The sequence below is a fragment of the Palleronia caenipelagi genome, assembly GCF_007004065.1.
GTDB lineage: Bacteria > Pseudomonadota > Alphaproteobacteria > Rhodobacterales > Rhodobacteraceae > Palleronia > Palleronia caenipelagi.
In genome coordinates this window covers 1-19,898 of record NZ_VFSV01000049.1, presented here as the reverse complement: position 1 = coordinate 19,898, position 19,898 = coordinate 1, and the positions used below count along the sequence as shown (strand labels likewise).

The window sequence follows — 19,898 nt, the reverse complement described above, 5'->3', positions numbered from 1 at the left end:
AAAGACTTCGAACGAAGCCCTGCGTTTGACGAAGCGCCAGTCCGAACACGACGCGCAAGGTCAGGCAGATTTCAATCGCCATGTCCGAATACCGCCGCTGCGCACCGAGCATACCAGCGGGCGGTGGGCTCCATCTGGCCATCGCGTCTTCGCTGAGCCAGATCGTCACGTCATCGCGCTGGCGGAGACTCTCGTTGTATCCGGCCCAGTTCGTGACCCGGTACTTCGCCTTCGCAAACTTGTCCCGTCGTGATGCGTTGTGCTTGAATGGCATTGGGTGTCCTGTCGTCAGACCGACCGCCTGCTACGCCGTGATTCGAATTCATCCAACACGCTCGGCCACCGCCGTTCTCGCGGAATTTCGTGCGGCGGAAGCGCGGTTCCGGTCGAGATCTGTAGCGGGCTTGAAGGAGCGTATCCGCGAACTCGAAGCCGAACTCAGGGCGGCACGCGGTGGCGAGATGGCCGAGTTGCGCGGGACAGTCAAAACCTTGGCGCAACAGATCCAGATCCTCGCGCTGGGGGGTGAAGAACAACGCCGCCTGATCGCAGTTCTTGAAGAGCAGATCGCGCGGGACGACCCAAAAGTTCTGGTGTTTGCGACCTGACACAAGACGTCCTATGACTGCTTTGATGCAGGTTTCTCGGACGCCACTTTTGATGGATCAGAAGAGGCGCGACGTTGTCTGGCGTCGGAGAAGGGCTCAAGCGGGAAATCGCGGGGTGAGTACGGGTGGGCTTTTTGGGCTTATTGGGATTTGTGTGGTGTTGGCATTGCTGATGTGATCGGCAGCATTGCCGCTGCGCCGATACCCTGTGCCAGGAACGAGCAGGCTTGTAGACTGTGGGTCTGTTTCTGAGGGACGATCGTGCTGGCGTACGCCTATTTGCGTGGCGGTTCAGGCATGCGCCGCAGCCTATTTGGACCGCTGACGCGGATTGCTCTTTCTGGTGAGATGATGACGCGGGACTTCTTTGCAGTCATGCGGCGTCCCTTCCTCTTGGCGGCGGCGGCCGGGGTTGCAGCGGAGCGATCGTCTCAATGATAACCAATTGGCCGCCACAACACGGGCATGGCAGGGCGAGGATACGGCGCGACGTATCAGGTTCCCGGGTACTTTCGTCGCTGTCGGAACTCCTCTGCAGCCTGTCTCCGCCCCAAAGGGCCCTGATCCTTGCAATATTAGCGGCCCTGTTTCCGTTGCCTAAGAAGCCATAGTGACGGATGCGATGCTGGCCCTTGGGCAGGACGTGGATCAGGAAGCGGCGGATGAACTCTGCGGCGGTCAGGGTCATGGTTGTGTGCCGCGCGGGCCCGTCCTTGCGGTAATCCTTAACGCGGAAGGTGACGCCGCGCGCGTCCATACGGATCAGGCGACTGTTGGCTATGGCCACGCGATGGGTGTAGCGCGAGAGATAGGCCAGCACCGCCCGGGGTCCGGCGAAGGGTTCCTTGGCGTAGACCACCCAGTCGATCTGGCGCAGCGGGTGCAGGAACCGGGCGAAGGTCGTGCTGTCAACGAGTTCGGTGTAGTCATCGAAGAACTTCAACCTGCCTGCGCGATGCAGGCGGTCCAGCCCTTCGAGGATGAGGCGACGATAGAGGCGGGACAGCACCCGGACAGAGAGAAAGAAGTTTCGGCGGCAGGCGATCCATTTTGATCTGTCCGCAGACAGGCCACCACCCGGCACGATCATATGCACATGCGGGTGGTGCGTCATCGCTGAGCCCCAGGTGTGCAGCACGGATGTGATCCCGACACGCGCGCCCAGATGCTTTGGATCGGCGGCGATGCGGATGACGGTATCCGCACTGGCACGCACAGCAGGCTGTACACCTCACGCTTGTTTTGGCGGGAGATATCTCGGATCGGCTCTGGCAGTGTGAAGACCAGATGGAAATACCGGACGGGCAGCAGCTCTGCCTCGCGCGCGGCCAGCCAGGCCTTTGCGGCGTTCGCCAATGTCTCTCGGACCATTGGCGTTCCATTGGCTCACCTGGCATTTTGGGCAGTGGCGGTTGCGACAGGAATTGTAGGCGATGTGGTCATGCCCGCAGCTCTCGCACCGTGCAATATGGCCGCCGAGCGCGGCCGTGCGGCAGCGCTCGATTGCGCTCATCACCTTCAGTTGGTCAAGGCTGACGTGGCCCTTGTTTGCGTCCCGCCAAGCAGTGCCATGCGCGCGGAAAATATCTGCAACCTCCAGCTTTGCCTGGCGCAAGGCGGGCTACTGTACACCCTTCTTGCGTTTGACTTTGCCCAGATCATCCAGCGGGCTGCCCACCGCAGCGATCATACCGGTGGCGACGCTGGCATAGCGCGCTGTCGTCGTCAGTTTCGTATGACCCAGCAGCGCCTGAATGACCCGGATGTCCACGCCACGTTCCAACAGATGCGTCGCAAAGGAGTGGCGCAATGTGTGCAGCGTGACCGGCTTGGTGATGCCCGCCGCCCCGGCCGCCTGTTTGAACAGCCGCGAGATCCGGCGCGGCGACAGATGCTTGCAAGTGTACCCGGGAAAAATGACCCGCTCCGGGCCGGGGACACCTCTGTCCTGACCGGTCGGGCGCTCCTTCCACCAGTCACACAGCAGTCCCAAAAGGTCAGCGGGCAGCATCACGTTGCGATCCTTGCGCCCCTTAGACTGTACGATCCGGATGATCTTCTGTTCGCCATCAATGTCACCGACCCGGAGCCGGACAACCTCACCCGCCCGCATGCCGCAGCCATAGGCCAGCGACAGCATCACCCGGGCCTTGAGGCTCGGGGCCATCAGCAGGATGCGCTTGACCTCATTGCAGCTCAGCACGAGAGGCACTTTCACCCGCTCCCTGAGGCTGAAGACTTCCGCCACCAAATCGTGCCGCCGCAGCGTCACGCGAAACAGGAACTTCACCCCCGGTCATCGTCTGGTTGCGGGTGCAGATGCTGGTCCCGCTTTCTATCAGATGCCGCTGGAAATCCCGCTCCTCGTCAGGTGTCGCCGTCTTTGGTGAGCGCCCCAGCCAGGCCGCAAACCGTTTGCAGGCCCTCAGATGACTGGTCTGCGATGCTCGCCCCAGATTACGGGCCGACATACCGGCCATCATACGGGCGCGCAGCGGTGTGCGGGTCGCGGTGCTGAGATTGGTCATCGGGAAGTCTTCCGTCAATCGAGGCAACATCACCTCGATCAACAGCAGACACCCAACCTCAAAACCCGCGAAACAAATCCCACATCAGAACAACACCCGCAAAAAGCGCCATATCGCGAAACGATTTAGTGCCTGTGCCAGAAACGGCGCGATCTTTGAACTTTACGATGTCCGGTTGACCCACAAAGCGGAGTTTGCAAAGTCTGGGTGATCGGGCGCGATTTTGGACCGATTGGCTCATTGCAGGCGGTCGAGCCTCTCCGGTGCTGCGCGGCAACATTCCCCGGACCGGGTGCGTCTGCAAGTTGGCAGTGCCCCTATGACACGTCAGAGTAGCGAGGCCGGACGCTTACGCTCAACTGGAATGGAGTTTAAAAGAAAAAGGACCATGCGGCGGTTGTGCCGCTCGGTCCTTTTTGGTGTCATAGCAGGTCGCGGGCCGAGGGCCCGCGATAGTTATCTTCTCAGGCGTCGGCTTCCAGCCATTCGGCGAAGACCTTTGCTTCCTGGGTCTTGATCGAAATGCGAGCCGGTCCGCCGTAGCTTGAGATATCAAACTCCAACTCCGGGAAGAGGGTGTAGATCTCTTCACGGGCGGCCTCATCGAGCCAGCTCATGCCCTGTTCACCCGGATGGAAGCTTTCCGACGGAGCGCCTTCGGCAAAGACGATCTGGTGCGTATCGAACAGCATGTGGAAATACTCCACCACACCACCTTCGAGCCGGCGGATCGTCTTGTCGTTGACCAGCCCCGTGGCCGGAGCGAGCACCTCGGGTTCGCCGAAGAGAAGCTCCGCCTGCCAGCCCGTCAAAAGCATCCGGTGCTGCGGCGACACCATCAGATCGCGCGCGTTGCCCAGCGTCCCCTTCTGGATCAGGACCGGCGCGAGGTTCCCCATGGCAGGGACCACGCTGGACCGGATCCAGCGCAGCGGCTGCAGACCGTGATCCTTGGTCTCGATCAGGTCACCTTCGGACAGGTCCTCGATGGCCACCTCGCCGCGCGCGGTCCGGATCCGCGTGCCGCGGGCAAAGCAGATGACACTCTCAATCTCGGCAAAATTCACCGTTATCGTTGCACCGGTGCCAGAGTTGAACAGCACCACAGTGCCCGAGGTCGACGGGGCGGTTCCCGCATCCGCATCTTGCGTTGCGTTCAGACTGGTGACTGTCCAGCCATTTGTCAGGAAATCGAGGGTATCGTTGTCATTGGCATCACCGGCCGCGGTACTGCCGGTCCCGCCATCAATGGTCAGAACACTGCCATCAGCGATATTGGACCCAAGGACAAAGGTATCCGCGTCATCTTCACCGAGAACCGTGTCGTTCCCGCCATCGATCAGGATGGTATCGTTGCCGGTTCCAGCAACGACCGAGTCATTCCCGCCGCCGCCATCGATGCTGTCATCGCCCGAGTTGCCCCGGATCGTGTCATCGCCCGAGCCACCGAGTGCGATATCGTTGCCCGTGCCTGCATTCAGGGTATCGTTGCCCGTGCCGCCTTCCAGCGTATCGTCGCCAACAAAGCCAAAGAGTCGGTCATTGCCGGCATCGCCCTGCACGAGGTCGTTGCCCTCAGCACCGAAGACAGAGTCATCACCGGATCCACCAGCGACCGTGTCGTCGCCCGAGCCACCTCCGATGGAGTCAATGCCCGCACCGCCGAGAACCGAATCGTTCCCGGCATTGGCAAAGATCGTGTCGTCCCCGGCCCCACCATCGATAGTATCGTTGCCATCCGGCAGACCGTCACCAGCAAAGATATTGCCGTAGATTTCATCATCGCCCGATCCGCCGAGGATGCTGTCGTCGCCGCTCTCACCGCTGATCAGGTCGTTGCCTGCGGCACCATCAATGATATCGTTCCCCGACCCGCCGAACGCGGTATCATTACCGATGCCCCCGTCGAGGGTGTCGTTGCCCGAGTCACCCAGGATCGAGTCGTCGCCCGAACCCCCGAGGATCGAGTCGTCGCCAAACATACCGCGCGCGGTGTCCGCACCGGAGCCGAGGTCGATGACGTCGCCGACGTTGTCGTAGATCTCGGTCGTGTTGACCGTGCCCTCGATATACTTCAGGGACAGGTTCGTCCCGGGTTCTTTCAGGATGAAGTTGACATCGGTCAGCGTCGCATAGGTGAAGGTGTCACCGCCCGCGACCGTACCGATCAGCGTCTGCGAGCCATTCGTGCCAATTTCATAGACATCAATCGGGTCCGTGGTCGTGTTGGTGACCGTCAGCGTCGTCGGATCACCGCTGTTGCCTGACGGGAAGTTCAGGCCCGAGATGAACATCTCGTCGCCCCGGACAAAGTCATCGCCCGATCCGGTCGTGATCGTGTCCGCATCGGCGCCAGCGTACACGCTGTCATTGCCAGCCCCACCGTCAAGGATGTCATTACCGGAGTCACCTTGCAGCAAGTCATTGCCGAGACCGCCGTAGAACGTATCGTCGCCATTATCGAAGGTGACGGAGAAGTAATCATCCCCGGATTCCCCGAAGGCCAGGTCGTTGCCTTCCTCCATCAAGATGAAGTCGGAGCCGGTGCCACCATAGACCGTGTCGTCGCCAAAGCCGTCCGTGATCACATCAGAACCGGCCCCGCCATAAAGCAGGTCGTTGCCCGTCGACGTGAGGTCGGGAAGGATGCTGATATTGTCGACCTTCAGGTCGGTGCCGATCGTCGCCGTCGATGACGTATTGGTAATGACGATGGTCGACTCGCCGGTCGTCGCCTGGAAGGTGAAATTGACCGTCTGGCTGGTGTTATCGGAGACCACATAGGTCTCGGTGGTGAGCAAATTACCAAGGTCGTCGAACACATCGACCTGAACCGTATGGTCACCCACGCCCGCATTGTCTTCGAACAGGTCCATTGACACTTCGTAGATCGTGCCAAGCCTGGTGAAGAAGGTTTGATCGATGGAGTCGCCATAGACGGCTTCCTCGCCGGCGTTGAAGCTGACGTACCCATCAGCGATCAACGGCCCCGTCCCGCCGGTGGGGTTGTTTATCGTCCAGTCGGTGTTGGTGGTGAAATCGCCATTGGTGATCGCGTCGTTTTCGGCATCCCGGAAAAGCAGCCGCCCGTCACCTTCGATTCTGTCGTCGCCCGAGTTGCCGAAAACCGTATCATTGCCGGTCCCGCCAAAGAGCGAGTCGATCCCGGTGCCACCCTGAACAAAGTCGTCACCGGAGTCGGCGTAGAGCGTGTCAGCACCGTCTTGTCCATCAACAGTGTCGTCGCCAAGCCCACCAAAGACGATATCGTCCCCAGAGCCTGCCAGAATGCTATCGTCGCCTTCCGCCGCGACGGCACCGGTCAGGACGAAGTTGTCCACGTCGATATCATCGGAACCGACTGCGTCGACATTGGTCAGACGGATCGTCGAAGCCCCATCAACCGCCGTAAAGCTGAGGCTGTAGCTCGTCAGCCCGCCCGCGACCGATTCCAGCTCGGGGAAGATCGACTGAGTGCTGATCACATTCCCGTTTGAATCGAGGATTTCGACCAGAAGCTCTCTTTGGATTCCGCCGGCTGATTGGGTGCCTGCATCAAAGTTGAGGTTATAGGTTTCGCCGGGGACCGTTTCGACGGTCTGAGACAGAGTCTGACCAACAGCATTATCCAGACCGCCCAGTGCGTAGCCCGATGTCCCGTCCGAAGAGCGCGACGCAGGGAGTGTGAAAACGCCCTGTTGCGATTCTTCCCAACCGAGAGCAGGGCGCGGCTGGCCGATACCCGCCGCTGTCGATTCAAAGCTGGGGTTGTTCAGCAGATTGCTGGTATCGAAATAGTCGCCGTAGACGATGTCGTTGCCAGCGCCTGCGCTTATGGTGTCATTCGCGCCTTCACCGGCGATGGTGTCGTCACCGGAATTGGAGCCGATGATATCGTTACCGCCACCGGCGTCGATGCTGTCGTCACCGATCGTGGCGGTAACGCTGTCGTTGCCACCACCGCCGAAAACGATGTCATCACCGGAGTCAACAAGGATCGTGTCGTCGCCGACACCACCATCAACAAGGTCATTGCCAAGGCCAGCTTCCAGGAAATCATTTCCGGCGCCGCCTATCAGGATGTCATTGCCGATATTATCAGCCAAAGTGTCTGCGCCGCTACCGCCCGCGAGGGAGTCGTCGCCAGACAAGCCAAAAATCTCATCGTTGCCGGTGCCACCAGAAATGCTATCTGCCCCGGCACGTCCGATCAATGTGTCGTTGCCAGCGTCACCGAAGATCAGGTCGTTTTCGATCCCACCCAGGTCGTCGATCCGGTCGTCACCGCTACCGCCGTAGACGACGTCGACACCGGTGCCCCCGACCATCGTGTCGTTGCCCGAGTCTCCAAACAAAATGTCGTCGCCAGAATTACCTTCTAGGCGGTCGCCCCCTGCGCCGCCAAAGAGGTCGTCGGCCCCTGCGCCGCCATAGAGAAAGTCGTTGTCGGTGCCGCCATATACAGTGTCACTACCGGCACGCCCGACCAGCGTATCATTGCCGCTATCGCCAAAAATCAGATCGTTGGTGTTGACAAGCCCGTCATCGATCCGGTCATCGCCGCTGCCACCGGACATTGTGTCGTTACCGTCGCGACCAGCAATGGTGTCGTTCCCGGTACCCCCGAGAATGCTGTCGTCACCAGCCTGGCCGTCGATATTGTCCGCACCACCCAGACCGGAAATAGTGTCGTTGTCCGCCGTCCCTGTGAGGGCTTCGCCACTCGCGGTGCCATTGATTACAGCCATGCTACTCTATCCTTCTTTCCACTCACAAACGCATCAAACGGCCAGCGTTACGGCCTGTATTTCAGCGACAACCGCCCGGGCAATTAGAGATCTCATGCGCGGCCCGGCTGCTCTATCTCTCACCAGCAACGAAGCATCGGGCGGTTTGCCCGAAGATTGCCTCAACCTGACCCTGAAAGCTGGAGGCCAATCAGAACCCACCAATACGGCTGACGTTTCCGAGGGTGCCGTTAATAGCTACCATGACAGCGTCCATCTCTTTCAAGCTCAGCAACTGAGCGCGCGCAAAGCATCCCTCGCCCCACAAAGTCGATCTCGGGATTAACTGAACTTTAAGGCTTTGAGAAGACTCCATTCAGTCCAAATGGGCAGCATCATTCCGCTGATCGGAACACGTTGGCGATGCCGCGATTTATTCGCTTAAAGTCGCACCTCGCCCCGGCATCGTTGCACAAGTCTGGTGACGGAGGGACCATGTTGCACGAAGGCATCTGACCGCACAGCTAGCCCATAGATGCAGTGTCCCAAAGGCTGGTGTAATTCCCGCCGGTAGGCGGGCTGAGCGGAGCCTTCGCGTAACGAGCGTGTTGCATGAATTCGGCTCACGGCGTAGCAGGCGGTCGGTCTGACGACAGGACACCGGGATGCCATTCAAGCACAACGCATCACGACGGGACAAGTTTGCGAAGGCAAAGTACGGGGTTACGAATTGGGCCGGATACAACGAGAGTCTCCGCCAGCGCGGTGACGTGACGATCTGGCTCAGCGAAGACGCGATGGCCAGATGGAGCCCACCGCCCGCTGGCAAGCGAGGCGCGCAGAGGCGCTCTTCGGACCTGGCGATTGAGGCCTGCTTGACATTGCGCGTCGTGTTCGGGCTGGCGCTTCGACAAACGCAGGGCTTCGTGCGAAGTCTTTTGCGGCTCATGCGGATTGACCTGCCCGTGCCGGATTTCTCCACGCTCTGCCGCCGCGCGCCGTCGTTGACGATTAAGCCGGTCCGGAGACCGATGGGCCGCCCGATCACGCTTATCGTAGACAGTACGAGCCTGCGCATCCATATCGGTCGGGACTGGATGAGTGAGAAGCACGGGCTGCCGAAGTCCCGGAAAACATGGCGTAAACTGCATATCGGCCTCGATCCCGAGAGCGGTCACATCGTCACCTCCACCCTGACCACCGAGCATGTCAGCGATCCCGGCGCGCTGCCTGAGCTGCTGGCTCAGGTGGCGGAGGTTGTGTGCCGTTTCCTCGGCGATGGCGCCTATGACGGCGCGCCGCCGGCGGCAATGATCCGAGATGTCTTCGGGCCGGATGTGGAGTTGGTTATTCCTCCGGGGCTCCGCCCGTTCGAGGCTGAATTGATCCACCGGATCAATTCTCTATCGCCTCTCACCCACCAAGTAACGCCGTCCCGGGCGATTGCGCGATCCGAAATGCCCATATCCAGATGATCGCCGACCACGGCCGGATCGCCTGGCAAAAGATGACCGGCTACGGTCAGCGCTCCCGTAGCGAAGCCCAGATCGGTCGCTACAAGCAGGTGATCGGACCCGCGCTACGAGGCCGAAATATGGAGAGCCAGACGACCGAGACTCTAATCTCCGTCAAAGCCCTCAACCGAATGGCCGACCTCGGTCACGCGGCCTATGAGCGTGTCATCTGTTCAGGCAGGGAAAGCGGCAAATGCGCCCTCAGATTGATCTATGCAACACACTCCCAGCGCAATGAGATTGAGGCCCGGGCGGTCGAGTTGCTCTCCGAACTGCCGGACTACCAACTCCTGACAACCATCCCCGGCATAGGCCCGATCAATGCCATGACCATACTGGCTGAGGTCGGAGACCTACGCCGTTTCCGACACCACCGGCAATTCCCGAAGTTCTGCGGCATGGACCTCGCCACCGTCCAGTCCGGCGTGTTCCGGGGCCAGAGCCGGATCTCGAAGTACGGCAATGCCCGGCTGCGCCGCACGCTCTGGATGGCTGGCCAGACGGCCGTTCTCAAGCGGACCAACAGCTTCCGCGAGAAGTTCGAGCGCTACATCTCAAAGGATCGACACAACGCACATCTGCGCCGCAAGGCCTACACCGCAATCGCGGCCAAGATGGCGCGCACCGTACACGCTGTGATCAAAGACGGCGAACCATATCGCCCCTTCTTCGAGGGGGTGAGCCCACGCAGAAGGACCTCTCTGTGTAGCAGCCGTGGAGGCAGTTCGCTGACCCCGTAGATAATGCTCGGCATCGTCGGGGAAACGCGCTACCCGGGCCTTTCCTGATCCTCCTCTGTCTGCTTGGGATTTGGTATCTCGTATTAAGGACGGTGAGGGCCGCCATCGCGCGTACCCTGTGTTTGCTATGGAAGAGATCCTTTCTTGACGGCAGAGCCCGTCTGGGCAAACCTAACAGGGCAGCCGGTTCGCCAGAGGCCCCACGGGCATTGCCAACTTATTGGGGTTGACCCGCAATTGGTCTGACCGGCCAGTTTCACGCGGTCATTTCGAGGGCATAGCTTCGCCACAGATCAAAGGCATCGGATCTGGCGTGACGGTATGAGATGGTGGAGAGGCGGTAGCGGCGGGGTCTGAATATCACAGTGCTCTGGTCGTGAGCGGAGAGGAAGCCTTGCGCCTGCCCCGGGGATTTGAACCGGCCCACGAGTTTCTCTCGCTTCCGCGTTGGCCGGTGCGAACCCTCGATGCGGTTATTCAGGCCTTTGTGCGCGCGATGATCGGCATTCGGAGCCAGCTCACGGATCGGTATGCCATAGCTGCGCAATTTGTCCGTGAGGATGACGCGCGGCTGGCCAAAACGGGCGATCAGCTGGCGCAGAAACCGCCTGGCCGCCGTTGCTTTTCGCTTCGGCTGCACCAGAATGTCGAGAACATCCCCGTTCCCATCCACGGCCCGCCACAGCCACATCTTGACGCCGTTGATCGGGACGGCGACTTCATCGAGATGCCACTTATCTGACGCGGCGGGCCGGTCCCGCTTGATGCAATGTGCAAAATGTGAGCCAAACCGGGTCACCCATTTCCGGACGGTCTCCCGACTGACGACGACGCCCCGTTTCCGCCAGCAGTTCCTCCACATCGGCCGTACTCAGCGCGAACCGATGGCAGGCCCAGACGGCGTAAACGTTCGCCATGGGTTTTGAACCGATGGCGACCACATGGCTCACTCTCGCGGGGAGAACGATAGCCCTTCAGGCGCGGCATCTAGCGGATGTGTTCATCGCGACAGGCTCAGCAGCCTCGGGGGCGTCTGCAAGTTGGCAATCCCCAATGCCAACATAGGTGCTCGCCCAAATCGCCGATCACGCGCCTCGACGAGCTCCTTCCCTGGCGTTATGCTACCCAGACAGCGAAGCAGGTCCTATCCGAACCCCGTAGGCAAAGTTTGTTGGACGGAGACTGTCGCTCAAAGCCCGCTGCGCTTTTCTTACATGCGCAACCAATTGACCGACTCGTGATTCTGGGACATGTTTTGCGCAGCCGATCAAAAGCACCTGGATGCCATTACACAATGCGATGCCGATGTCCTGACACGTGACAGCTCTGCGTTGGTACAGGGCGATCGGCAAGGTTGCCCGACCATCTGCGCAAGCTTGGGGTCGAGCAGAAGGATGACTTGGTTGACGCTGCTATCTAGCCACAGCATTTTTCCGGATTTAGAGGGATGACATGAGCTATTATAGCAGCGTCAACGCTACTTTGGTCGACCTGTCTGACCCCACCGCACGCATCGTTGTTGAACTGGGCTGCGGCGAAGGTGCGGCGGCGAAGGTTCTGAAATGTAGTAATCCCAATCGTCGTTTCATCGGGATCGAATTCATGCCGGGACCGGCTGCAAAGGCCCGCGCCGTTTTCGACACGGTGATCGAGGGCAATGTCGAGGATGCGACCACATTTTCAGCCCTTGATGCCGCGCTTGGCGAGGACCGTATCGACCTATTGGTGATCGGCGACGTTTTGGAACATCTGCATGAACCCTGGTCTGTCATGTCGGCCTTTCACAAGCGGATGTCGGAGCGGGGGCGCATGGTGCTGAGCTTGCCCAACGTTTCTCATTGGAGCTTGATTTTCCGGCAACTGCAGGGCGACTGGACATATAGCGACTCCGGTCTGCTCGATCGCACGCATCTTCGGTATTTCACAAAGAAAACCGGACAGGATATGTTGCGGCAGGCCAATTGGCATATCACCTCTGCGCATCCGCGGGTGTTCAATCACAAGCACCGCGACCGGGTGATTGGCGCGCTGACCGGGATCGCTGGCGATCTAGGGATCTCTGCCCAACGTATGCGCGAAGAGCTTAGCACGCTCCAGTGGGTCCATTGTGCCAGTGCTACGCCCGAAAGCCGCGCATACAATATTCACGCGATTGGCATTGCTGGCGCTCTGGACAGCCTGACCACGGTACGATTGGATCAACCGCTCCGCACGCTTCGAGCGATGGGTAGGGCTGATTTCCAACTTTCACGCGGTTCGTTTGCTTTGCCACACCCGTCGGCCCGGTCGGGCATCTTGTTGACATATCGGCTGCATCCGACAAACGAGCAGTGGGACCAGCTTGACCGCCTTCTCGCGTCTGGTTGGCTTTTCGTTCACGATGTGGATGATCATCCAGCCTATCTGAGGGCGCAGAAGCGACTGGATTTTCGCTCGATCAGGGAAGCGCATGCCGTTACGGTCAGTACTGAACACCTGGCCGACGTGTGTCGCCAGTGGAACGAAAATGTTTTTGTCGTTCCGAACCAAATCCATGCGCTCGCACCACCCGAACTGGCCTTGGCCACACCGCAAGAGCCAAGAGTGTTTTTCGGAGCGGTCAATCGCAGCGATCAATGGCAAGAGGGGTCAGTCGACCAGATCACGACATTTGCGCGCGAGAACCGGATTGAAACGACTGTGATCGCGGATGACAGTTTTGCCGCCCAACTCGGTGAAACGGCGCATCATCTCCCGGTCCAGAGCTACCAAGCCTATCGAAGAGAACTTGCGCAGTCCGATATTGCCCTCTTGCCCTTGCGTGCAAGCGCGTTCACTGCCTGCAAATCGGACCTGAAAATTATCGAATGCCTCGCTTCGGGCGTCGTCCCGCTCTGTTCATCGTACGCTGCGGCCCAAAGTAAGGTGCCGACTGAGGTGCTCGCAGTGGCCGAGGGGCCTGATGATTGGGTGTCGGAGCTTCAGCGTCTGAGGAACCCGTCCGTTCGCGCTAAGATGCAGGCGGCTGGCTACCGCTGGGTCGCGGAAAACAGACTGTGGGCTCAACACGGTCACGGCCTCGATGACCTTTATGACAGGCTGTATAAACAGCGCTCCGACTTGCAGAAGCAACGACTCATACGATTGGGGCGTTCTTTATAAAGATGCAAAGCTCCAGTCAGAAAGAGCGCGAGAAAAGCCCGGGATACCGGACTTTGATGGTTCTATCTGCGATCGGAGCGAGTGGCCCGATTTCCTTGACGCAATTATGCGACCTTTTACCTGTTCCCAGAACAGCCATTTGGCGGGCCACGGCAATTTTGCGTGATTTCGGCTGGGTGCGCATTCGGCTGGCGGACAATCGTTTTGAATTGACGAGTGCTTGCGATCTGGCTCTTGCAAACAGCCATTTTTCACATCCAGCCAGTGACCGCGCCGCCCAGGAACTTCTGCGGCTCCGGGAAGAGCAGAACGTGGACACCGACGCCGGTCTGTTTGTCGCGCCGGGCAAATTCGAGATCATTGAAAGCACGCGCAGCGGAGCGCCTCTGGGGCAATCTTTGTCTTTGATTTCAGAGCCCTTTGCCCTGTCCGTTCAGGCGGCCATGCCTGCCGATCAACTGTTGCGCCATCTTCGTGCATTTCAGCGCACCGCAACCCCAGAGGATGCCGAGCTCATCAGCAGCGGGGCGCACGCTAAAACTATTCTGGCGATCCGCGAACGGCAGTCCGTGGGGGAAAGCTCCAAACCAATTATTGTAGAACATGACGAAGAGCTTCTCTTCCTGGCGCAACCCTAGTTTGCAGGTCATCTCTCTGGCACGGAGTCAAATTCCAGCCCTCCGCGTGGTGCAAGTTTCGGTTTTTATTCAGTGAACCACTACCGGCTGGCGCCGGTAGCATCGCGTTCGGAGTGGAACTCCAGATACTGAAGTATGATATCGTCGGTCACGTTTCCGGACGTGGTCGAGAAGTATCCCCAGGCCTAATACCGCCTGCCCCAGTACCGTTTGCCCACCTCCGGAAACTCCATTTGGATTCGGCGCGACGAGCTGCTGTCGCGTTGCCCTTTAATCTGAGACGCGACGCGTTCGGCGACAATTTTTTTGCCCTTAATTGTGAGATGCGGCTGTCATGGGGCTGGCGCTTTTCGCGAGCCTTTGCGCGATGTGATCAACCGCGGCAAGCAACCGAGGCTCCTTTTGGAAGGCGCGCAAGATAGCAACCCTTGCATAGTCGTCGATGCTGTTGCTGACGATGGCTGCCTTAGCCAAGGGATGAGATCGAGCGGCGGCGATTGCGGCGAGGCAGAACAGCCTAACTTCCGATCTGGGGTTCTGGACAGCGAACGACGGATCCCCGCGGAAGGTTTTGAGTGACATGGCAAAGGAGTGAGAACGGCGGTGAGAAAGTCGGCCACGGTAGCGGCGGGATGAGCCAGCGCGAGGCTGCGCGTCAGTTTGGGATTTCGCGCGACAGCGTTCGGAAGATGTCGGCGTTCTCGGTTCCGCCCGGATACCGGCGGACGGCGCCAGTGAAGCGGCCGAAGCTGGATGGGTTCACCGAGATCGTCGATGGCTGGCTGGAAGGTGATTGCGAGGTCCATCGAAAGCAACGGCACACGGCTAAGCGGGTGTTCGAGCGGCTTCGCGATGAGCAAGGCTTCACTGGCGGCTATATAATCATCAAGGACTACATGCGGGAGCGCGAGCGGCGCGGCCGCGAGATGTCCGTGCCTCTGGCGCATCCACCAGGACATGCCCAGGCCGACATCGGCGAGGCGGTGGTCGTCATCGGCGGCATCGAGCAGAAGGCGCATTTCTTCGTCACGGACTTGCCGCACAGCGATGCCTGCTTCGTGCGCGCTTATCCCGCGGCGACAGCGGAAGCCTGGGTGGACGGACACGTCCACGCCTTCGCCTTCTTCGGCAGGGTGCCGGTATCGGTCCTCTACGACAACGACCGCTTTCTGGTTGCGAAGATCCTGCTGGACGGCACACGTCACCGGGCTACGTTCATCAGCGGGCTCCTGTCCCATTACCTGTTCCGTGACCGCTATGGCCGCCCTGGCAAGGGGAACGCGGAAGGATTGGTCGGCTATTCCCGCCGCAATTTCATGGTCCCGGTCCCGCGGTTTGTGACCTGGGCGCCGTCGGCTTCGATGCCGTGAAGCACCTCGCTCTCTGCCATGTCGAGAAACGGCCGCCGAAGCTGGACCTCGATGTCTAGCCCTACTTGCCGCGCGCGAATGTCGGGACCACCTCGGCGGCCAGCTACATGTCCCTGTTGTCGGAGGATGCGGCATGACCGACACTCCGAAGATCCTCCTCGCCGATCATCTGAAGACGCTCAAGTTACCCACCTTCCTGCGGGAAATTGAGAAGCTGGGCCGCCAGTGCGCCGCAGAGGGGCTGGACCATGTCCAGTTCCTGGCGCGCCCGGTCGAGTTGGAGTTGATCGATCGCGAGCGGCGGATGGTCGAGCGCCGCATCAAGGCCGCGAAGTTCCCGACGACCGAGAGCCTCGACAGCTTCGACTTCAAGACGATCCCCAAGCTGAACAAGATGCAGGTGCTGGACCTCGCCCGCTGCGAATGGATCGACCGGCGCGAGAATGTCATCGCCCTCGGCCCAAGCGGCACGGGCAAGACGCATGTGGCCCTCGGGCTGGCTGCCTGCCAGAAGGGCATGTCGGTCGGCTTCACCACCGGCGCCGCACTCGTCAACGAACTAATGGAAGCGCGCGACGAACGCCGCTTGCTGCGCGTTCAAAAACAGATGGCCGGCGTCAAGCTGCTCATCATCGACAAACTGGGCTTCGTGCCGTTGTCCAAGACCGGCGCCGAGCTGCTGTTTGAGTTGATCTCTCAGCGCTACAAGCGCGGCGCCACGATGATCACCAGCAACCTGCCATTCGACGAATGGACTGAAACCTTCGGAACTGAACGCCTTACCGGCGCTCTCCTCGATCGGCTGACCCACCACGTCAACATCGTCGAAATGAACGGCGAGAGCTACAGGCTTGCCCAGAGCCGCGCCCGAAAGGCCGAAGCCCCAACCTGATCATCACCTCGGGATTTGGCCCTGCGGGCCAATGCGCCATGGCACGCGCCAGCTACCTGGCGAGCGCGCGCGCCACTGGCCTGGTATTGCGCCGCCACGTGGCAGGTTTTTGCTTCGACGTTGACACGCACTTTGTTTGTGAACCCACCGTAAAGTCGCTCAACCGCTTCTGCCTTAAACTCATCCGATTACTTCCGTCGACGCCGTCCGATGTCATGCTCCTCTCGTGGACAGCGGTAAAACAGCCCGCTGTCCGGAAACAGGGACGAAGATGAGAACCGTCTGATCAAGATCGGGGCGCGTGTTATTCGCCATGCCCGCAAGATCACGTTTCAACTAGTAGAGATGGCTGTATCGGACAGTGTCATCAGGCGAATCCTCGACGCGATCCGAGCGCTCAGGCAACCACCGAGACCCGCATCCCGTTCAATGGAACCAAATCCCGACAGAAGTGGCTCAACAGCCGTGGTGCGAAGACACCCAAGTAGGGCAAATACGACAAAAATCTTGCAGCCACTGTCTGCGACACACTCCAAAGCGCCGCGCCCGGAGGCGGCGAAGCTCTCTGGTTCGAAGATATCGACAAAAAGCCCGGAACTCCTCGTGGGATCAACTCATTAAAGAAATATCGATTAACCTAATCTACTCGGGGAATTATTTTGGCGGTTCTAAATGTGGATCTGGGAGGTAGTCAGACGGTCGTTATCGATTCGAGCAATGCCTTGAACGGCGACCTGCTGGCGATCTCGGCGCTGGGTTCCTCAACGTTGATCGTTGACGGCGTCGATGTCGGCATTTCAAGTATCGCAAGTGTCAGTATCGGAGCGCAACCGACTTTGATCGCCCGGGATGGCGGCTCCATATCGATCGATCAAGGACTGCTTTCGGCCGATCTACTCAACAGCTTCACGCTGCAAGTCGAAGACAGTTCGAGCATTACAGTCAACGCAGGCCTTCTGGATATTGGCAGCGCAGTCACGAATATCCTGAATTCGTTCAACGTCAATTATGTGGGCACTGCCGACGGAACCTTTACCTACGATCCGCCGGTTTTGTCTCTCTTGGGCGCAGTGACATTCGATACGTCCGGCATGGAGGCCTTTGACGTCTTTACCGTTGTGGGGGGGAGTCTGGAGCCTGACACCACCTTATTTGGCGGTATCGACTCTGCCTATAGTGGTGGGGTCCTCAGCCTCAGGACGTCTGGTCTGCTCGCGCAGACCGTCAACGTCAGCGTGCCGATGACACAACAGGAATTCGATGAGTTCAAGGCGAACCAGTCGGACTGGCTGTCGGGAGGGACGTTTACGTTTCCCAGTTTGGCGGGGGTGTGTTTTTGTGGCGGAACCCGCATCCTGACTCCGACCGGTCCCCGGCTCGTCGAAGATCTGCGGGCCGGAGATCTTGTGGTTACGGAACAGGGCGCCGAGACGATTCTCTGGGCCGGGCGGTCGGTTCTGACACCTCGAGGGCTGGATCTGTGTCCTGACCAACGCCCCGTCAGGATCCAGGCCGGTGCCTTTGGCAACGGATGTCCAGAGCGGGATATCCGTTTGTCACCGCAACATAAAGTTCTGGTGAACGGTCCGCTGGTACGGGAAATGACCGGTGCACCGCATGCGTGGATTGCGGTAAAGCATTTGATACCGCTGAAAGGTGTAAGCGCGGTTCGTCCCAAGCGGACCGTTACCTATCACCATCTGCTGCTTCGTCGTCATCATGCTCTTTGTTCAGAGGGACTGGTGAGCGAGAGTTTGCATCTTGGGCAGCATATCATGACCCGGCTGCCGGTTCGGCAGCAGCAGCAACTGACCGGCTATCTTCAGCGCCGCGAGACAACGGCGCACCGCAACAGCCTGCCTGTGATCCGCGGCGGTCGGTTGCGTCAGCACATGAAGCGGCACGGTGGCGATTTGTTGGATCTTATCGCGTCGGAGGGTCTGCCTCGGTTTGCTGTGCAGTTGGATCAGGCTGAGACTGCACTGAACTTCGTCCCTGTCACCGGACAGCGGGGTACTTTACCCCTGTCCATGGGAGGAGCACGAGATGGGACGACATCGACGGAAGTGTTCAGACGAGATTAAAGCTGCAGCGGTTGAACGGCTTTATGAGCCGGGCGCCACGCAGGGCAGCGTGGCCAAGGAGTTGGGGATCACCGGCACGCAGCTGAAAACCTGGCGGCTGGAGATCGAGGCGTTCGGCTCGATGGAGGCCAAATGTCGCCAGAAGGCGGATGCTGCCGAGCTGGAACGGCTGCGGAAAGAGAACAAGCGTCTCGCGGAGGAGAACGAGATCTTGCAAATGGGTGAGCAGGCGAACGCCACCGGTCCGAATGCGCCTGCGAACGCTTTTTTCGCGTCTCGGGCGGTGAAACCACGATGAACAAGCGCGCTTTCATCACGGCCCACAGAGCTCAATACGCGGTTTCGACGCTCTGCGGGCTGGTCCGCCTGTCGCGCAGCTGGTTTTATGGACGCCAAGCCGGTCAAGATGTCCGCGATGAGCGCCAGAGCCGCCGTGCGGCACGGGACAAGTCACTGCTGGAGCGGATCAGCCATTTTTTCAAAGCCAGCAAGGGGCGCTACGGGTCCAAACGCATCCACCGGGATCTGTGCGCTGACGGGGAGAGCGTCTCAGAACGTCGTGTAGCCAGAATAATGCAGGAAAACAGGATCTCAGCCCGTCCGCGCAAGCGCCGCAAGCCGGTCACCACAAACAGCAATCACCAGCTGACGCCGTCGCCGAACCTGCTGCAGCGGGCGTTTCACTGCACCACCCCGAACACCGTCTGGCTGGCCGACATCACCTATGTCGGTACCGGCGAGGGCTGGCTCTACCTCGCGGCGGTCAAGGAATGTGCCTTTGTCCGCCATTGGTCCGAGGAAAATGGCGCATGCGTCCCGCGAAATTGTGGGGTGGTCCATGGCCGAACATCTGAAAGCGGAGCTCTGCTGTGATGCGCTCTGGATGGCTCTGGACCGGCGCGGTCCGCTCCCGGGCCTGATCCTGCATTCGGACTGCGGCATGCAATATGCCAGTGGGGACTATCGCAAGATCATCCACCGCGCGAAGCTGATCCAATCCATGAGCCGCAAGGGTCAGTGCCTCGGGTTCAAGCTGGTCCGCGCCAGCGGATCGAACGATCCGGGGGATCGTTTGAAGGCGCAGAACGCCCCGATGGAGAGCTTCTTCGCGTCGCTCAAAAGGGAGCTGATCCACCGCCAGCGCTTCGCAACAAGGGCACAGGCCAGGGCCGCTATCTTCGAGTACATCGAGATCTTCTACAACCGCCAGCGCCGCCATTCAGCCATCGGCTACCAGATACCGGCAGAGGCGTTCACAGAAATGAGTTGGAAAATCGTGGTCTTCCCCCACTGAAGTGGTCCTCCGCTATGTTTAGGAAAACGGAGGAAACAGATGGCAAACAAGCGACCAAAGCCAGAAGAGATTGTTACGAAGTTACGGCAGGTTGAGGTTCTGACGGGGCAAGGGATGCCGCGTCTGGATGCGATCCGCCAGATCGGCGTGACTGAACAGACGTTCTACCGCTGGAAGAAAAAGTACGGTGGAATGGGCACGGACCAATTGAAGGAACTAAAGCGTCTTCAGAAAGAGAATGAGCGGCTACGCAAGGCCGTTTCGGATCTGACCCTGGACAAGCTGATCCTGGCGGAGGCCGCAAAGGGAAACTTCTGAGCCCCGCTCGTCGCCGTACCTGCATTGATCGTGTTCGTGCAGAA

13 protein-coding genes and 6 pseudogenes are annotated in these 19,898 nt (G+C 59.6%); 12 read left to right on the top strand and 7 right to left on the bottom strand.

Features of this window, described 5'->3' with window-relative positions:
- Positions 1 to 274: transposase (locus FEV53_RS17165; RefSeq protein ID WP_185962286.1), on the bottom strand; the 274-nt coding region annotated here is incomplete at its 3' end.
- A 130-nt stretch (positions 275 to 404) separates the two neighbouring features.
- Between FEV53_RS17165 and FEV53_RS17160 the strand changes: the two genes are divergently transcribed.
- Positions 405 to 608: a hypothetical protein gene (locus tag FEV53_RS17160; protein ID WP_246100880.1), complete on the top strand. Its 204-nt coding sequence runs from the start codon at positions 405 to 407 to the stop codon at positions 606 to 608.
- A gap of 373 nt (positions 609 to 981) precedes the next feature.
- Here FEV53_RS17160 and FEV53_RS17155 read toward each other — a convergent pair.
- The 4 genes and pseudogenes from FEV53_RS17155 to FEV53_RS17145 form a co-directional block, all read right to left on the bottom strand.
- Positions 982 to 2,223 (bottom strand): annotated as a pseudogene (locus tag FEV53_RS17155) (IS91 family transposase).
- Positions 2,224 to 2,229: 6 nt separating this feature from the next.
- The gene (locus tag FEV53_RS17150; protein ID WP_246100878.1) at positions 2,230 to 2,826 is read right to left on the bottom strand and encodes a tyrosine-type recombinase/integrase; all 597 of its coding nucleotides are present in this window, start codon (positions 2,824 to 2,826) and stop codon (positions 2,230 to 2,232) included.
- Positions 2,795 to 3,178, bottom strand: coding sequence for a hypothetical protein (locus FEV53_RS21650; protein WP_246100876.1), 384 nt, complete (start codon positions 3,176 to 3,178; stop codon positions 2,795 to 2,797). Before FEV53_RS21650 ends, FEV53_RS17150 begins: the two co-directional genes overlap by 32 nt.
- Positions 3,179 to 3,600: 422 nt before the next feature.
- A complete protein-coding gene (locus FEV53_RS17145) occupies positions 3,601 to 7,884 on the bottom strand; it encodes a Hint domain-containing protein (protein WP_142835983.1) in 4,284 nt (1,427 codons plus the stop codon).
- Between the two features lie 644 nt (positions 7,885 to 8,528).
- Between FEV53_RS17145 and FEV53_RS17140 the strand changes: the two genes are divergently transcribed.
- A complete protein-coding gene (locus FEV53_RS17140) occupies positions 8,529 to 9,338 on the top strand; it encodes an IS5 family transposase (RefSeq protein WP_246100874.1) in 810 nt (269 codons plus the stop codon).
- A 233-nt stretch (positions 9,339 to 9,571) separates the two neighbouring features.
- Positions 9,572 to 10,117: pseudogene (locus FEV53_RS17135) on the top strand (transposase); the annotation flags it as partial.
- Between the two features lie 256 nt (positions 10,118 to 10,373).
- Here the strand turns inward: FEV53_RS17135 and FEV53_RS17130 are convergent.
- A pseudogene (locus tag FEV53_RS17130) lies at positions 10,374 to 11,104 on the bottom strand (IS6 family transposase).
- A 465-nt stretch (positions 11,105 to 11,569) separates the two neighbouring features.
- On the opposite strand from FEV53_RS17130, the gene FEV53_RS17125 reads away from it, so the two are divergent.
- Both FEV53_RS17125 and FEV53_RS17120 read left to right on the top strand, forming a co-directional pair.
- Positions 11,570 to 13,258: a methyltransferase domain-containing protein gene (locus FEV53_RS17125; protein ID WP_142835982.1), complete on the top strand. Its 1,689-nt coding sequence runs from the start codon at positions 11,570 to 11,572 to the stop codon at positions 13,256 to 13,258.
- Between the two features lie 53 nt (positions 13,259 to 13,311).
- Complete coding sequence (locus FEV53_RS17120) at positions 13,312 to 13,896, top strand: hypothetical protein (protein WP_142835981.1); 585 nt, start codon at positions 13,312 to 13,314, stop codon at positions 13,894 to 13,896.
- 80 nt (positions 13,897 to 13,976) lie between these two features.
- On the opposite strand, the pseudogene FEV53_RS21645 reads toward FEV53_RS17120, so the two are convergent.
- A pseudogene (locus tag FEV53_RS21645) lies at positions 13,977 to 14,147 on the bottom strand (transposase); the annotation flags it as partial.
- Positions 14,148 to 14,528: 381 nt separating this feature from the next.
- Between FEV53_RS21645 and istA the strand changes: the two are divergent.
- The 7 genes and pseudogenes from istA to FEV53_RS17070 form a co-directional block, all read left to right on the top strand.
- Positions 14,529 to 15,242, top strand: a pseudogene (gene istA / locus FEV53_RS17105) (IS21 family transposase); the annotation flags it as partial.
- Between the two features lie 157 nt (positions 15,243 to 15,399).
- The gene (gene istB / locus FEV53_RS17100; protein WP_142835980.1) at positions 15,400 to 16,158 is read left to right on the top strand and encodes an IS21-like element helper ATPase IstB; all 759 of its coding nucleotides are present in this window, start codon (positions 15,400 to 15,402) and stop codon (positions 16,156 to 16,158) included.
- Between the two features lie 659 nt (positions 16,159 to 16,817).
- Positions 16,818 to 18,242 carry a Hint domain-containing protein gene (locus FEV53_RS17090; protein WP_142835979.1) on the top strand — a complete coding sequence of 475 codons (1,425 nt, stop codon included), beginning with the start codon at positions 16,818 to 16,820 and terminating at the stop codon, positions 18,240 to 18,242.
- Positions 18,205 to 18,540 (top strand): transposase, encoded by a 336-nt coding sequence (locus tag FEV53_RS17085; RefSeq protein WP_221931650.1) that lies wholly within the window; start codon positions 18,205 to 18,207, stop codon positions 18,538 to 18,540. The genes FEV53_RS17090 and FEV53_RS17085 overlap by 38 nt, the downstream gene beginning before the upstream one ends.
- Positions 18,537 to 19,115 (top strand): IS3 family transposase, encoded by a 579-nt coding sequence (locus tag FEV53_RS21635; RefSeq protein ID WP_246100872.1) that lies wholly within the window; start codon positions 18,537 to 18,539, stop codon positions 19,113 to 19,115. The genes FEV53_RS17085 and FEV53_RS21635 overlap by 4 nt, the downstream gene beginning before the upstream one ends.
- Positions 19,081 to 19,536: an IS3 family transposase gene (locus tag FEV53_RS17075; protein ID WP_185962284.1), complete on the top strand. Its 456-nt coding sequence runs from the start codon at positions 19,081 to 19,083 to the stop codon at positions 19,534 to 19,536. Before FEV53_RS21635 ends, FEV53_RS17075 begins: the two co-directional genes overlap by 35 nt.
- A gap of 39 nt (positions 19,537 to 19,575) precedes the next feature.
- Positions 19,576 to 19,898 (top strand): annotated as a pseudogene (locus FEV53_RS17070) (transposase); the annotation flags it as partial.

Excerpts from the sequence above, each read along its gene's own strand:
- FEV53_RS17145 (WP_142835983.1), bottom strand. The coding sequence starts at position 7,884 with ATGGCTGTAATCAATGGCACCGCGAGTGGCGAAGCCCTCACAGGGACG.
- FEV53_RS17140 (WP_246100874.1), top strand. The coding sequence starts at position 8,529 with ATGCCATTCAAGCACAACGCATCACGACGGGACAAGTTTGCGAAGGCA.
- FEV53_RS17125 (WP_142835982.1), top strand. The coding sequence starts at position 11,570 with ATGAGCTATTATAGCAGCGTCAACGCTACTTTGGTCGACCTGTCTGAC.
- istB (WP_142835980.1), top strand. The coding sequence starts at position 15,400 with ATGACCGACACTCCGAAGATCCTCCTCGCCGATCATCTGAAGACGCTC.
- FEV53_RS17085 (WP_221931650.1), top strand. The coding sequence starts at position 18,205 with ATGGGACGACATCGACGGAAGTGTTCAGACGAGATTAAAGCTGCAGCG.
- FEV53_RS21635 (WP_246100872.1), top strand. The coding sequence starts at position 18,537 with ATGAACAAGCGCGCTTTCATCACGGCCCACAGAGCTCAATACGCGGTT.
- FEV53_RS17075 (WP_185962284.1), top strand. The coding sequence starts at position 19,081 with ATGGCCGAACATCTGAAAGCGGAGCTCTGCTGTGATGCGCTCTGGATG.